Annotated in this window: 10 protein-coding genes and 1 pseudogene; 8 read left to right on the top strand and 3 right to left on the bottom strand. The window is 62.5% G+C overall.

From position 1 onward, the window contains the following. The 4 genes and pseudogenes from BX604_RS30330 to BX604_RS30315 all read left to right on the top strand — a co-directional run. Positions 1–1,998, top strand: coding sequence for a phospholipase D-like domain-containing protein (locus BX604_RS30330; RefSeq protein WP_098554511.1), 1,998 nt, complete (start codon positions 1–3; stop codon positions 1,996–1,998). Positions 1,999–2,001: 3 nt separating this feature from the next. Next, positions 2,002–3,312, top strand: a complete 1,311-nt coding sequence (locus BX604_RS30325; RefSeq protein WP_179894919.1) for an SEL1-like repeat protein — start codon at positions 2,002–2,004, stop codon at positions 3,310–3,312. A gap of 56 nt (positions 3,313–3,368) precedes the next feature. Beyond that, the gene (locus BX604_RS30320) at positions 3,369–4,418 is read left to right on the top strand and encodes an SEL1-like repeat protein (protein WP_306668247.1); all 1,050 of its coding nucleotides are present in this window, start codon (positions 3,369–3,371) and stop codon (positions 4,416–4,418) included. A 612-nt stretch (positions 4,419–5,030) separates the two neighbouring features. Continuing rightward, positions 5,031–5,705, top strand: a pseudogene (locus tag BX604_RS30315) (histidine-type phosphatase); the annotation flags it as partial. Positions 5,706–5,717: 12 nt separating this feature from the next. On the opposite strand, the gene BX604_RS30310 reads toward BX604_RS30315, so the two are convergent. The 3 genes from BX604_RS30310 to BX604_RS30300 all read right to left on the bottom strand — a co-directional run bounded on the left by BX604_RS30310 (position 5,718) and on the right by BX604_RS30300 (position 7,531). Further along, positions 5,718–5,969: an energy transducer TonB family protein gene (locus tag BX604_RS30310; RefSeq protein ID WP_098554507.1), complete on the bottom strand. Its 252-nt coding sequence runs from the start codon at positions 5,967–5,969 to the stop codon at positions 5,718–5,720. Between the two features lie 52 nt (positions 5,970–6,021). Further along, entirely contained in the window at positions 6,022–6,309 is a 288-nt protein-coding gene (locus BX604_RS39805) for a transcriptional regulator (RefSeq protein WP_257146466.1), read from the bottom strand. Between the two features lie 253 nt (positions 6,310–6,562). Then, complete coding sequence (locus BX604_RS30300; protein WP_257146465.1) at positions 6,563–7,531, bottom strand: sterol desaturase family protein; 969 nt, start codon at positions 7,529–7,531, stop codon at positions 6,563–6,565. A 109-nt stretch (positions 7,532–7,640) separates the two neighbouring features. Here BX604_RS30300 and BX604_RS30295 point away from each other — a divergent pair, with 109 nt between their 5' ends. From BX604_RS30295 to BX604_RS30280, 4 genes are all read left to right on the top strand, one after another. Further along, entirely contained in the window at positions 7,641–8,687 is a 1,047-nt protein-coding gene (locus tag BX604_RS30295; RefSeq protein ID WP_098554505.1) for an AraC family transcriptional regulator, read from the top strand. A 109-nt stretch (positions 8,688–8,796) separates the two neighbouring features. Next, positions 8,797–9,090, top strand: a complete 294-nt coding sequence (locus BX604_RS30290) for a hypothetical protein (RefSeq protein ID WP_098555117.1) — start codon at positions 8,797–8,799, stop codon at positions 9,088–9,090. 507 nt (positions 9,091–9,597) lie between these two features. Further along, complete coding sequence (locus BX604_RS30285; protein WP_373562445.1) at positions 9,598–11,202, top strand: EAL domain-containing protein; 1,605 nt, start codon at positions 9,598–9,600, stop codon at positions 11,200–11,202. 348 nt (positions 11,203–11,550) lie between these two features. Next, positions 11,551–13,929, top strand: coding sequence for a DNA polymerase II (locus BX604_RS30280; RefSeq protein ID WP_098554503.1), 2,379 nt, complete (start codon positions 11,551–11,553; stop codon positions 13,927–13,929). Positions 13,930–14,100: the final 171 nt, after the last annotated feature.

The raw sequence follows: 14,100 nt of genomic DNA, 5'->3' as shown, positions 1-14,100 counted from the left end.
ATGGCAATGACGAACAATGTTTTCACCACGCCGCTGGCTCTGAATCACACGTCGAATGCGACGGCGACGCTGCCATGGTTCTTACAATTTACCGAATACTCGGCGAAGAAGGCGACATTCAGGCCTTTGGTGAATGGTGAAGAGGCATTTGGGACGCTCTACGACGCGCTCATGAGGGCCCAGCACACTATCGACATCATTTGCTGGGGGTTTCAGCCGTCAATGTATTTCAAGCGCGAGGGTGGCTCGCTTCGGATCGGAGAGCTGCTTGAGCAGAAGGGGCAGAAAGGCGTCAAAGTCCGATTACTGTGTTGGCGGGACCCGTTGTATCTTACTGAGTTGGGCGAGAACAACATGCCTGGCTACGACATGATAACCGGGTTGAAACAGCGTCTATCTGATGACACCTATCGTCGGCACCCGATGCTGACTCGCGACTATCAGACAAACCAAGAAAGAAAATTCGACACGGAATGGTATTGGCGCGCTGACCTGAATAACGTAACAAGCGCTTCACTGCTGACACCTCTGGCGAAACTTGCTTACGAGAAAGCACATGCGCTGTACTACAGAGAGCACGCGCTAAAGAATATTGACTTCGCCACCCGGGGCTTCAGTCCTGCCAATCGGGCCGAAATTGCATGGCGTACCTTCTGGCATGGAGAAGACAAGGGGCGTGACCTCGAGACAAAGACGATCAACAGCGGTAGCATGGGTGTCGCGATTCCGACGCACCATCAAAAGATGGTGCTTGTCGACTATGAGGCCCCGGAGAGCGCTGTAGGCTTTGTAATGGGGCATAACATGCTCGATCAATACTGGGATACGAACGATCACAGTTACAAGCCCAAGACGCCTTCGACGGGGCGCAGCGGACCTACGCCGTGGCAAGACATTTCCAGCTATGTGACCGGCCCGGTACTGCAGTATCTGAATGCGAACTTTTGCGAAGCGTGGGACGACGCAACCGGCCAAGGACTTGGGAAAGCGCGAGACAGCCTTAAGGACCGCCTGAAGGTTCGATACGATCCGGGCATTGATACGCCATTGATGGCCCAGGTTGTTCGCACACAGTCCCAGAAAGGGCGATGCGACATCGAAAAGCTTTATCTGCAAGCCGTGAACAATGCAACCCAGCACATCTTTATTCAGAATCAATATTTCCGATGGCCACCGCTGGCGAATGCAATCAAAGCGGTTGCCGCAACGCACGTCAGTTGGGGGCGCAGCGTTGCGACACATGGCCCGCTGTATCTTTTTGCCATCACGAATTCAAGTGAAGAAGCAGTCGGAACGGGGACCGTCAACACGTACCGGATGTTGAACGCGTTGGGGAAGGCGCAGAGCATTCCGGGCGTCGCTACCCTGGAGCAAGAAGATGCACGTCAGGCTGCTTTAAAGAAACAGATGGCGGCGGTTGGAGATCAGCAGTCACAGGCAAACCAAGCGTTGCTCGGGGCGCTCGAAGTGCAAGGCATCGTCGACTCCCCCGACTCGGCAAAGCGGGTTGCCGATGCGAAAGCTAGAATCGAGCAATTGAAGCAGCGGCAGGAATCGATTGCGTCGCAAATGAAGAGCGCGCCGCAACCTGTTCTGAATAAGGACTACGATGGGCTTAAAACCCATGTCTGTACGCTGGTGGCCCCGGATTCGCCGCCGGGAAACTGGGTACCCATCTATGTTCATGCAAAATTGATGACGATCGACGACGTGTTTACGACGTTGGGGTCTGCGAACATCAACACGCGTAGTATGGAGGCAGATAGCGAGCTCAACGTCTGCCACGAAAATGGTGACGTGACCAAGCGGCTACGCCAGCAGTTGTGGAGTTTGCATACCGGCGGGCGAGGTGCATCGGATAATCCGGCCGAAGCATTCAATACCTGGTCTGACATAATTAGCAACAATGAAAGCCTTCAGGCAGACGGAAAGAAATCACCCTATGCATCGATTGTTCGCTTTATGCGCACGTCCAATGAGCGCACCTACAAAGACTAAGAAATGAGACGGCTATTGATAGTTTTTTCGGCTGTGCTGTTCGCCGGTGCGTGTACTCACAAGGAAGATTCCGTGGAATCGAAACTCCCCGATATGTCGGCTGTACGGGCCAATCTCGCATTCACTTGCACACACGAAACCGAGCATCTTCCGCCGCTAGATCCGAAAGCAGATCAACTGTTCCAGTATGGGCGATATTTGCAAAATTCAGACGGGCCAAAGAATTTCAATGAAATCGCTCGATACTACAGAATAGCTGCAGCGTATAGTCACTACAAAGCAAACACCAATGCGCAAAAGCTGATTTCGCAAGGGCTTGCCAACTCCCCAGATGGAGCAAGAGAAACCATTGATCTGGCAAAGAAGTTAATCGACGATGGGGTCCCGGGCGGTTATTACGATATTGGGCACTATCTCGAAGTTGGCTACGGCTTAAAGCAAGATACCGAGATGGCTTTGCGGTATTTCAGGAAAGCAGCTGACTTGGGAAGTCCTGAGGCACAAACCTACGTTGCCGAGCAGCTTGCGCCGCATGACCGAGCCCCCGATATCGCCAGGCAGATGCTGAAATGTGCGACTGATCAGGGATATGGGAGTGCTGCGAGCAGATTAGGCATTGATCAAAAAAACAATGAAAATCCGACAGAGGCGATTCGGACATTTCAATCAGGTGTTCGCGCGGGAAATGTTCAAGCGGCTTCATTCTTAAAAGATGGATTCAAAGGGCCGCCGCCATCGGATAGATTGTATTATCTCGGACTCGATAACGATCCGGAGCGATCCAAGCGTTACGAAGCAATTTGGAAATTCCTGACCGACAACGAAACCAGAAACCCCAAAGTTCCCGACATCGACAAGATCGTTCCTCTGCCACCCGCGAAACTGCCGCCATGGGACGGTACATTCCAATGGCAAAAGGAACAGGACGCGGCCACGCCACCCGCGAAGCCCTCGGACGAACTCGTCAACGAGATGGCGAAGGCCAAGCATCTCGATCCCGCGACGGGACTCCCCCTTCCGGGCTCCGCAAACCAGACATCACAGACCGAGCAACCTGAAAACATCGCATCCCGCTTGCCGTTAGGTACGGTCGCGCACACGGGTCAATCCTGTCCGGAAGACGGAGTATGGTGCGCGAAACTTGGCACCGGCCAGGTTGGCGATACGCAGCGCCGGTTTATCAAGGGCGACGCGTTGCCCTCTGTCGTCGTGCATGAACCGAGAAAGTTGGCAATGCTCGACAGCATGATTGGTACACGTCAGCACGTCGAACAAGTTGCGTGGGAACTCGTTGCGTATCTTGACCAGACCTGATCGACTCGTGCGCAATGCTGCTCTCGTGGCTACGACACGCGAAGCAGGCGTGATTGATGATGCGTAGAGCACCTGTCGCCCTCCTCATCTCATGCCTGCTGGCAGCTTGCTCGAAGAGCGAAAAAGCCATGCATCCGTTACCTGACGTGCGTGCAGTACGTCCGAACCTTGCATTCACCTGCACGCATGAAGCCGAGCATTTGCCGCCCCTCGATCCGGAAGCGGACAAGCTTTTTCTGTACGGTCGATACCTCCGGAACAATGAGGGGAAAAAGGATTTCAGTGACATCGCCCGCTACTACAGAATCGCAGCGGCATACGATCATTACAAAGCAAACCAAAGCCTGCAATCGCTCATTTCGCAAGGATTGGCGAACTCGCCTGACGGACCAACCGAAGCTGTTGATTTGGCGATACAACTGATCAAGCAGGGGGTTCCGGGTGGCTACTATGATATTGGGCATTACCTTGAGACGGGTTATGGCCTGAAGCCGGATGGTGAAGCCTCCTTGCGTTATTTACGCAAGGCTGCCGATCTGGGTAATCCGGAGGCACAGGCTTATGTTGCGGAACAATTGGCGCCTCATGATCGAGCACCTGACATTGCCCGGCAGATGCGGCAATGCGCTGCGGATCAGGGCTATGGTGACGCCGCCAATACGCTCGGGGTTTTCCTGCAAGACAGGTCAGATTACGCTGCAGCCATTAAAGCATTTCAACAAGGCGTGAGCGCAGGAGACAGCCTGTCGGCCTCCGTTCTGCGAGATGGGTTCAAGGGACCGCCATCATCGAATCAACTCGACTATCTTGATCTGCCGAACGATCCTGAGCGTTCACGGCGATACGATTTGATTGGCAAGTTTCTCGATGCCAACGACGGCCGCCGTCCCAAGGTTCCTGACATCGACAAGATCGTTCCGCTGCCACCGGCGAAACTTCCACCATGGGACGGCACATTCCAATGGAAAAAGGAACAGGACGCGGCCACGCCACCCGCGAAGCCGTCTGACGAACTCATCACCGGGATGGCGAGGGCCAGACATCTCGATCCCTCGACGGGACTGCCCGTTCCGGGCACGGCGAACAAGACGTCACCGGCCGAATAACCTGAAAGCATCGCATCCCGCTTGCCGTTAGGTACGGTCGCGCACACGGTCAACCGTGCCCGGAAGACGATGGATGGTGCGCGAAACTCGGCTCCGGCCAAGTCGGCGATACGCGGCGCCGGTTTATCAAAGACGACGCATTACCGTCATCGCGCATGAACCGAGAATGTTGGCGATACCCGGCAGCCTGATGCACGACGGCACCCATCCGACGGTCATCGTGCCACTCATTGCACCGGCGAGTGCCGCGCTTTATAGGCTCGCGGCCGGCCACCGCCGACAATCCCAATCCGTCGGCATACCGACGATTACCCGACCAAATCCTGACATTGTGCTGTCAAAGTCGCTTGCGACACTTCCGGGCTCGACCGATTCCTCCCGGAACCGCGACGGCGCGCATCCGCGCCGTGGCGCCCGTTTCAAGCCACGATGACACGCCCTTCCCGCACCGCCTCCGCCGTCGCCCTTGCCTGCCTGTTGCTTGCCGCGTGCGGCGGCGAGACGTCGAACCCGCCCGCCACGTCGACCGACAACAGCGGCACCCCGACCGAACCGCAGCCCACGCCGACGCCCACCCCGACACCCGCGACCTACTACCAGACGAAGACGCCATACACGTTCGCGAACACGGGCACCTATGCGTTCACGTCGTCGGACGGCAAGTTCACCAATACGCTCAAGGGTGACGGCAAGACGAAGATCGCATCGGCCGTCGATGCGGTGAACGTGCTGTACAACCTGCTGCAGGTCGCACCGGCGATGACGGCCGAAACGGGCGGCGTCACGATGGAGAAGTACATCGGCGCGGAGCAGGCGCAGACGCTCGCCTATCTGCAGGACGCGGAGGACTATTACCAGAAGGGGCCCGGCATCCAGGAAGCGAACCCGGTCACGTACCGGATGGCGAAGGTGCTGCAGGACGACTTCTTCAACGAAGTCGACGCGATCGCGCGCGGCGACCTGACGCGTGCCGCGAAGCTGCGCTTCACGCATGCGGAAATCGTGATTCCGTTCGCGTCGATCATGAACCTGAAGAACGTGTTCGTGCCCACGCCGCAGGCGCAGACCTACACGTATGCGAACAACCCGTGGCGCGGCGACCAGGTGTCGCCGATGGCCGCGAACATGCAGTGGGACGTATATCGCAACGGCTCGCGACTCATCGTGAAGATGCTGTACAACGAGCGCGAGACGGATTTCCAGGCGGCGTGCGACGGCGCGAAGCTCGCACCGGCGAGTCACTTCTACGACTACGCGGCGCTGAAGCGCTGTTACGGATATCAGTGACGCGCAGTGGCGTCAGTCCACCGCGTAATCGAGATCGTGCCAGCGCTTCGCGGATTTCCCGCCGGAGCCGAGATGACCGGCGGGGAAGCGCATCACGGCGATCGCGTGGAGCGCCTTCTCGTCGAGCGCCGGGTCGCCGCAACTGTGCCTGACCTTGAGATCGCGGACACGTCCGTGCTCGTCGAGCCAGACCCGCACGATCACGCGCCGTCGCGACGACGGTTGCTGCACGCCGCGTGACAACAGGCGGTCCATCAGCGACATGATGTGCTCCGCATCCGTTCAATGCCGCGACGTTCGGCGCGGCACGTGTGCATCAATGGACGGTCACTGCGCCCGTGCGTGCCACTCGCGTGACCTTCGGCTTCGCAGCGACTGACTGTTTCGGCTCGGCCTGGCCCGCATGCTGCACCTTCCGGGCCTTCGCGGCAGCGGCAGCCGCCGGCGCCTTCGACGCACGCTTCGCGTCGGCCTTCGCGGCAACCGGCGCGGTCGATTGCGAACGAGCGGGCGGGTGCACCGGCTTCGCCGCGGTCGAGCGGCTCGCCGCAACGGGTGCCTGCTTGACCTGCCGCGAGTACGCCTTCACGTCCTGGTCGCTCATCCACGACTCCGTATAGGCCGCCGACGCAGGGTGCGAGAGATTGAAATAGGCGACCGACGCCACGAGAAATGCACGGACATGCGTGCGACGATTCGATGCGGTAATGACGAATGCTCCTTGCGATCTGGCTTGACGCCCGATATCGGCGTCGTCGTGGCGGCACAGTAAAGGAGCGCATGGCGCATCGCAAGCATCGGACCAGCGATTCAAACGATTCTTAACGTTTCGCGCGCCGATCCGCCGCAAATCGCGGTCATGCTCGATGTTCGACTACGTCGGCCACGTCGCCCACCTCGAGCGCATCGTCTTCCCCGTCGCCCTTGCGCTCGACGCTCCACGTATGAATCGGCCGATGTCCGGGACGTTCCCATTCGGGTGGCATCCACAGATGCCGGATCCGCTGCGCGAACGGCCCCGGCGCGAACACGTCGCGCCACATGTCGACGAACTCGTGAAGGTTCAGCACCAGGAAGTTGTACGAACGGATCTGCTGCGTGATGCCATAGTCAACCGGCTCGGTTTCCTCGACATACGTGCCGAACATCCGGTCGAAGATGATCAGCACGCCGCCGTAATTCCTGTCGATATAGCGCGGATTGCGACCGTGGTGCGCGCGATGATTCGACGGCGTGTCGAACACGTATTCGAACCAGCGCGGCAGCCGCCCGATCGCTTCGGTATGCACGAAGTACTGGTACGCGAGATCGACGGCGAGCAGGAACAGCACGACCGCAGGCGGAATGCCGAGCCACACCGGCGGCAGGTAGAACACGAACACGCCGACGAACGCGTTGAGCAGCGACTGCCGCATCGCGGTCGTGAAGTTCATCACTTCGCCGCTGTGATGCGGCACATGCGCGGCCCAGAACCAGCGCACGCGATGCGACGTGCGGTGGAACCAGTAGTAACAGAACTCGACAACAACGAAGATCGGCACGATCGTCCAGCCGTTCACCGGCACGTCGAACAGGCGATGCCGATACACCCATGCGAAGATCGCCCCGGTGAACAGGATACCCATCACGGTCTCCGCGACCTGGTAGCCGGCGCCGAGCGACAGGTTCGCGACGATCTCCTTCCAGCGAAATTGCTCGCGCCGGCCGCGCCGCGTCGCAATCGCGAACTCGATCATGAACGCGATCAGGAACACGGGCGTCATGCCGATGAGCAGCACTTGTTTCCAGTCCACGTCGTGGCCCATGAACGCTTGCAGCCACGTCATCCACTCTGCCGGCATATCGATCGCCTCTGTCGGGAATTGACGGGCAGTATGGTCTTGCACGGGTCGGCCCGCGTTGACACTTGCGGACGATTCTTTGACACTTTCCGCCATGCCCGCCGCCTCCCCGATCCCGACACAGCGCGTCTACTACTCGAGCACCTACGTCCGGCTGCTGTTCGACTATCTGTCCGAGCACGGGCGCGATGCGGCGCGCGTGCTCGGCGAAGCGCGGCCGCCGGAGGACGATCGCGGGCTCACGCTGTACGCGAGCGCGCACTGGCGGCGCCTGCTCGAACGCGCCGCCGACGCGCTCGGTGATGCGCTGCTCGGGCTGCACGTCGGCCAGCGGATCTCGCCCGCGCATCTGGGCGCGCTCGGCTATGCGCTGCATGCGTGCCGCGACGCCGGTGCGGCGCTCGCGCGCTGGCAGCAATACGAACACCTGATCGCGAACGTCGCGCGCATGGAAGTGCGCGTCGAAGCGGCGGCGGTCGCGATCGAATGGCACGATGCGCCCGAGCCGCTCGGCGCGCTCGTCGACGAAGTGGCGCTCACGGCGATCGTCCAGTTCGCGCGGAACATCACCGGCACGCACGACAGCCCGGCCGAAGTGTGCTTCGTGCATCCGCAGCCCGTCGACACGCAGCCTTACGCCGACTACTTCGGCTGCCCGGTGCGGTTCGGGCAGCCAGTCAACCGGCTCGCGTTTCCGTTGCACCTGCTCACGCAACCGCTGCGCCAGCCCGACGACGCGCTGCGACAGATGATGGAACGGCAGGCGAGCGCGCTGCTCGCCGAGCTGCGACAGACCGACGATCTCGAACAGTCGGTGCGCGAGGCCGTCGCGCGGCTGCTCACGCGCGGCGAAGTAGGCATCGAACAGGTCGCGTCGGACATGCACGTGTCGTCGCGCACGCTCCATCGGCGGCTCGCCGAACTCGGGCTCAATTTCCGGACGCTGCGCGAGGACACGCGGCGGCGACTCGCGATCGACTACCTGAACGATCCGCGCCTGACGCTCGCGGAAGTGGCGTGGCTGCTCGGCTATTCGGAACACAGCGCGCTGACGCGCGCGTTTCGTCGCTGGACGGGCGAATCGCCACAGCAGTGGCGCAGCCGCCAGCCGGCACGGGCCGCAAACGTCGCGCGCGGATGAAGCCGTGTCGATGACGAGGCGGGCAGACAGGGACAGATGACCGATGGCACGGGAGATCCCCGAACTCGGCTTGACCGGCGATGTCGAACGAACATCGCCGGAGATTCAGATGAAACGCACCGCCCCTCTCATCGCCCTGATCCTGTTCGCCGCGGCCAGCCTGCCGGCGGCCGCCGCCGATACCGGCGCGGGCAACGCCGCGGCACCGGTGGCCCGGCAAACGCGGAATTGCGTCCCGTCCTCCAGCTCCCGCGCCACGTCGAAAGCTCCGCCGATTCGCGTGTGCGTCAGCGATGCCGATACGCAACTGAACCTGCCCTGGTTTCTGACCGACGTCCTGACCGCAGTGGACACGCACCAGTCGCCACGTGACCTGCTCCACAAGATGCGCGACGATTTCTGACGCGCGGGCGGCCCGACGCACGCATCGTGCGCATCCGCCGCCTTCGGGTATCTCCCGATCCTGAAAAAAGAAACCCGCACGATGCGGGTTGGACGACATTCGCGGCAGATTGACGGTCAATCCCGATGCCGTCGCACTACTCAAATATTTCACGTTGAGCGTCAATCACAAAATTGCACCATTTGTTGAGTAACAATATTTCGCAATCGCGCGTCACCTCTTATACTTGCCGCGCACCATCCTCGTGCCAAGAGAAGGTGTCTTCTGTCCCGGCCGCACCATGATGCGGTCGGGGGTTTTTTGGGTGCGCGACTTCAATATACATGCGCAATCAATGTATGTTCTGGAGAAACGCCTCGAATCCAGCGACCCTGCCGCGATGCCGTGGCATGCACGTCGCCAGCGTAGAATCGCTTTGCGTCCCGATATCGGCGCGTGCCGCCGTGTCCCGGCCGAGCAAGATGAATACTCCGCGCCAGTTCATCGACCGGTTCGACAGGCATGCCCATGCATACAACAACAGACGCGACCCGAGGAACGCCGCCGCCCGCACCGGGCCCGAAGCCCGCGTTCCAGCGCAGCGGCGCGTGGCCCCACATTGTCTTTTCCATTGTCCTGATCGTCTGCGTGGTCGTGCTCGTGCTGGGCATCGTCGTGGCCGATCGGCTCGCGCGCGAAGCAGTTGCCCGGCATGAACGCGTCGTCGCGAACGACATCGTGTTCTCGGTGGACCGCATCCTGGACGGGATCCGCACGCGCAACCCGGACGAACTGCTGGCGCTCGTCGGGCAGCCGTGCTCGGCGGTTTTCAGAACGCTGGCCGAAGTGAGCACCCGCCTGCGTTACCTTCGCGCCGTCGCGCTGGTCAATGACGGCCGCGTGTCGTGCTCGTCCGCGCTGGGCGCGATCGACCTGCCGCTCGACGCGTACATGCCCGCGTCGAAGCCGGGCACGACGGTCACGACGCTGCTGCCGCAGACGCCGTTTCAGCACGGCGTCCCCGTGCTCGCGACACTGCGCTCGACCGGGCCGGGATCGGGCGTGCTGTATCTGGTCGAGGGCGACTATCTATCCGATGTGCTGGCGCACGGCACCCGCTTCGGCGCGGAGACGGCCACGCTGTCGGTCAAGGGTGCGGGCGGCCTCGATCAGCAGGGCACGTTCGTGCCGCAATCCGCCGCCATGCCGGCGAACGGCAGCGCGATCACGTCGAACCGCTGGCCGTTCACGGTCCGGGTCAACTCGTCGGAACGATACGTATCGCAGGTGCAGTGGCGCTATCGGCTGGTCGTCGTGACGATCGCGCTGCTGATGGACGGCCTGGTCGCGGCGGCGTACCTGCTCGCGATGGCGCCGCGGCGGCTGTTGCTGAAGGCGGTGCGCAACGCGCTCAGGCGCAACGAATTCCATGTGGTGTACCAGCCGATCGTCGACGTCCAGACCCGCAGGACCGTCGGCGTCGAGGCGCTGCTGCGGTGGGAGCATCCGAAATGGGGGGCCATCAGCCCGGCGGTGTTCATCCCGCAAGTCGAGTCGAGTTCGATCCTGCCGAAGGTGACCGAATTCGTGGTGCGCACGGCCGCAGCGGAACTGACCGGCCTGACGCCCTCGATGCCGCTGCGTATCGCGGTCAACATCGCGCCGAAGGATCTCGAACGCCCGCGCTTCGTGTCCATCGTCGAAGAGACGATCCGCCAGCTGCCGCCGGGCTTCACGCTGGTGCTCGAAGTGACGGAGCGCCTCCTGCTCGAAAAGAACCCGCGCACCACCGCGATGTTTCTCGCGCTGCGCGCGAAAGGCGCGAAGTTCGCCATCGACGACTTCGGCACGCATCACAGCAATCTCGACCTGCTGTCCCGCTTTCCGTTCGACTACGTGAAGATCGACCGTCAGTTCATCTCGCCGCTGAAGACGGGCAATGCCAGGCTGATCGAAGGGATCGCGGCGCTCGCGCACCACTACGACCTGAAGCTCATTGCCGAGGGCGTGGAAACGGAAGAACAGCATCGAGCACTGCACGCGGTCGGGATCCAGTACGCGCAGGGCTATCTGTATCAGCACCCGCAGCGGCCGGAAAACCTGAAGCGCGATTTCACGTCGATGGCGACCTGAGCGCCGGCCGGCGCATCGCATGCGGGCCGGGCTTCGGCCCCGCGTCGCCGATGCCGGGCCGACACCGGCATCGCGCCGAACCACGTCGAACACGACGTCACGCGCCGGCGCGACCGAGCGGCTATTCTCTTCGCGACTCCGCTCGCCGTGCGACCGTGCATCCGTCCATGGCGCCGCGACGGTTTTCGGCGCGCGACGCTGGCTGCGGCATCCGGTCGACGCGACACGCACCGCGTGGCGGGTCGCGCGAGGGCTTCCTGCCACCTGACGCCATCGGCACGTACTCCGGCGGGAACCGCGCGACAGCGCTAAAATCCGCCGCCTGGGCATCCACGACGAGCAAGCGTTTTGACGGCGTTCGAGCAGGGTTTCATCCTCACCCGCCACTGGCGGGACACCGCGTCCGGCATCGAGATCGAGTTCTGGCTGGCAACCGAACACGGCCCGCGCCGCGTGCGGCTGCGCCCGCAGGAAGCCGTCGCGTTCGTGCCGGCCGAGCAGCAGGCGCTCGCCGAACGCACGCTGGCCGGCGAGCGCGAGGCTGAGCTGCGCCCGCTCGCGCTGCGCGACTTCCGTCAACGCCCGGTCGTCGGCCTCTACTGCCGGCGCTACCGTCATCTGTCCGGACTCCAGAAGCGCCTCGCCGCGGCCGGCGTCGACGTCTATGAAGCCGACGTGCAGCCGCCCGACCGCTACACGATGGAGCGCTTCATCACCGCGCCCGTGCAGTTTCGCGGCGTGCCCGGCCGCGACGGCACGCTGGCCGACGGCGAACTGAAAAGCGCGACCGGCTATCGCCCGGTGCTGCGCTGCGTGTCGCTCGACATCGAAACGAGCATCCACGGCGAGCTGTATTCGATCGCGCTCGAAGGCTGCGGACAGCGGCAGGTCTACATGCTCGGGCTGCCGAACGGCGATGCGCCCGCGCCCGCGCTCGACTTCCGGCTCGACTACTGCGACAGCCGGCCCGAGATGCTCGCGCGGCTCAACGCGTGGTTCGACGAGCACGATCCCGATGCGGTGATCGGCTGGAATCTCGTGCAGTTCGACCTGCGCATCCTGCACGCGCACGCGGAGCAGTTCGGCGTGCCGCTGAAGCTCGGCCGCGGCGGCAGCGTGCTCGACTGGCGCGCGCACGGCCAGCAGCCCGACCACTTCTTCGCGGGCGCGGCCGGCCGGCTGATCCTCGACGGCATCGACATGCTGAAATCGGCGACGTGGACGTTCCCGTCGTTCAGCCTCGAATACGTGTCGCAATCGCTGCTCGGCGAAGGCAAGTCGATCGACAATCCGTACCAGCGGATGGACGAGATCCAGCGCCGCTTCGATCACGACAAGCCCGCGCTCGCGCACTACAACCTGAAGGACTGCGAGCTCGTCACGCGCATCTTCGACAAGGCCGACCTGCTGTCCTTCGCGCTCGAACGCGCGACGGTCACGGGCCTCGCGGCCGATCGCACCGGCGGCTCGGTCGCGGCGTTCACGCACCTGTACCTGCCGCGCATGCACCGGCTCGGCTACGTCGCGCCGAACCTCGGCGACGTGACGGGGCAGAACAGCCCCGGCGGCTTCGTGATGGATTCGCGGCCCGGCCTGTACGACTCGGTGCTCGTGTTCGACTACAAGAGCCTTTATCCGTCGATCATCCGCACGTTCCTGATCGACCCGGCCGGGCTGATCGAAGGGCTCGCGCATCCGGGCGACGACACCTCCGTGCCCGGCTTTCTCGGTGCGCGCTTCTCGCGCACCGCGCATTGCCTGCCCGACATCGTGCGGCGCGTGTCGGAAGGCCGCGACGAAGCGAAACGGCAGCGTAACGCCCCGCTGTCGCAGGCGCTGAAGATCATCATGAACTCGTTCTACGGCGTGCTCGGCTCGACCGGCTGCCGGTTCTTCGATCCGCGCCTCGCATCGTCGATCACGATGCGCGGCCACGAGATCATGCATCGCACGCGCGAGCTGATCGAAGCTCAGGGATACGAAGTGATCTACGGCGACACCGATTCGACGTTCGTGTGGCTCGGCCACGCGCACGACGACGACGAAGCCGCCAGCAAGGGCCGCGCGCTCGTCGAGCACGTGAACCGCTGGTGGCGCACGCACCTGCACGATCGCTTCGGGCTGGAGAGCGCGCTCGAGCTGCAGTACGAGCGGCATTACCGCCGCTTCCTGATGCCGACCGTGCGCGGCGCGGAGGAAGGCAGCAAGAAGCGCTACGCGGGCCTCGCGCGCGCGGCCAACGGCGGCGAAGACCTCGTGTTCAAGGGGCTCGAAACGGTGCGCACCGACTGGACGCCGCTCGCGCAGGTATTCCAGCGCGAACTCTACCGGCGCGTGTTCAAGCGCGAGCCGTACCAGGACTTCGTGCGCGACTACGTGCGCCGCACGCTCGCCGGGGAATTCGACGCGCAACTGATCTATCGCAAGCGCGTGCGCAGGCCGTTGAGCGAATATCAACGCAACGTGCCGCCGCACGTGCGCGCCGCGCGGATCGCCGACGAATTCAACCAGGCGCGCGGCCGGCCGCTCCAGTATCAACGCGGCGGCTGGATCAGCTACGTGATGACGACGGCCGGCCCCGAACCGCTGGAGACGATGCGCTCGCCGATCGACTACGCGTTCTACGTGAGCCGCCAGCTGCAACCGGTCGCCGATGCGATCCTGCCGTTTTTGCGGGACGACTTCGAACGCGTGATTTCAGGGCAGGGACAGTTGTTCGGCGACTGACGGGATGGCGGCATCGCGTCCGCCGATATCGTCATAGGGTTGCACTCGCAACCGCTTCGCGCCCCATGATCGGCATTCATGTCGGCTCTTGCGCCGAGCGATAAGTAAAACCGATCGACCCGGTCAGAAATCCGACTTGGACGCCGCGCGCGCCGCAGCGCACAATTTCGT

It is taken from the genome of Burkholderia sp. JKS000303, assembly GCF_002563755.1.
GTDB lineage: Bacteria > Pseudomonadota > Gammaproteobacteria > Burkholderiales > Burkholderiaceae > Burkholderia > Burkholderia anthina_B.
The sequence above is the reverse complement of the archived record's forward strand: the minus strand, read 5'-3'. Positions and strand labels throughout refer to the sequence as shown.

What these genes read in the sequence shown, in the direction of transcription:
- BX604_RS30330 (WP_098554511.1), top strand. Translation starts at nt 1, where the DNA reads ATGGCAATGACGAACAATGTTTTCACCACGCCGCTGGCTCTGAATCAC.
- BX604_RS30320 (WP_306668247.1), top strand. Translation starts at nt 3,369, where the DNA reads ATGATGCGTAGAGCACCTGTCGCCCTCCTCATCTCATGCCTGCTGGCA.
- BX604_RS30295 (WP_098554505.1), top strand. Translation starts at nt 7,641, where the DNA reads ATGCCCGCCGCCTCCCCGATCCCGACACAGCGCGTCTACTACTCGAGC.
- BX604_RS39805 (WP_257146466.1), bottom strand. Translation starts at nt 6,309, where the DNA reads ATGAGCGACCAGGACGTGAAGGCGTACTCGCGGCAGGTCAAGCAGGCA.
- BX604_RS30290 (WP_098555117.1), top strand. Translation starts at nt 8,797, where the DNA reads ATGAAACGCACCGCCCCTCTCATCGCCCTGATCCTGTTCGCCGCGGCC.
- BX604_RS30310 (WP_098554507.1), bottom strand. Translation starts at nt 5,969, where the DNA reads ATGTCGCTGATGGACCGCCTGTTGTCACGCGGCGTGCAGCAACCGTCG.
- BX604_RS30285 (WP_373562445.1), top strand. Translation starts at nt 9,598, where the DNA reads ATGCATACAACAACAGACGCGACCCGAGGAACGCCGCCGCCCGCACCG.
- BX604_RS30300 (WP_257146465.1), bottom strand. Translation starts at nt 7,531, where the DNA reads ATGACGTGGCTGCAAGCGTTCATGGGCCACGACGTGGACTGGAAACAA.
- BX604_RS30325 (WP_179894919.1), top strand. Translation starts at nt 2,002, where the DNA reads ATGAGACGGCTATTGATAGTTTTTTCGGCTGTGCTGTTCGCCGGTGCG.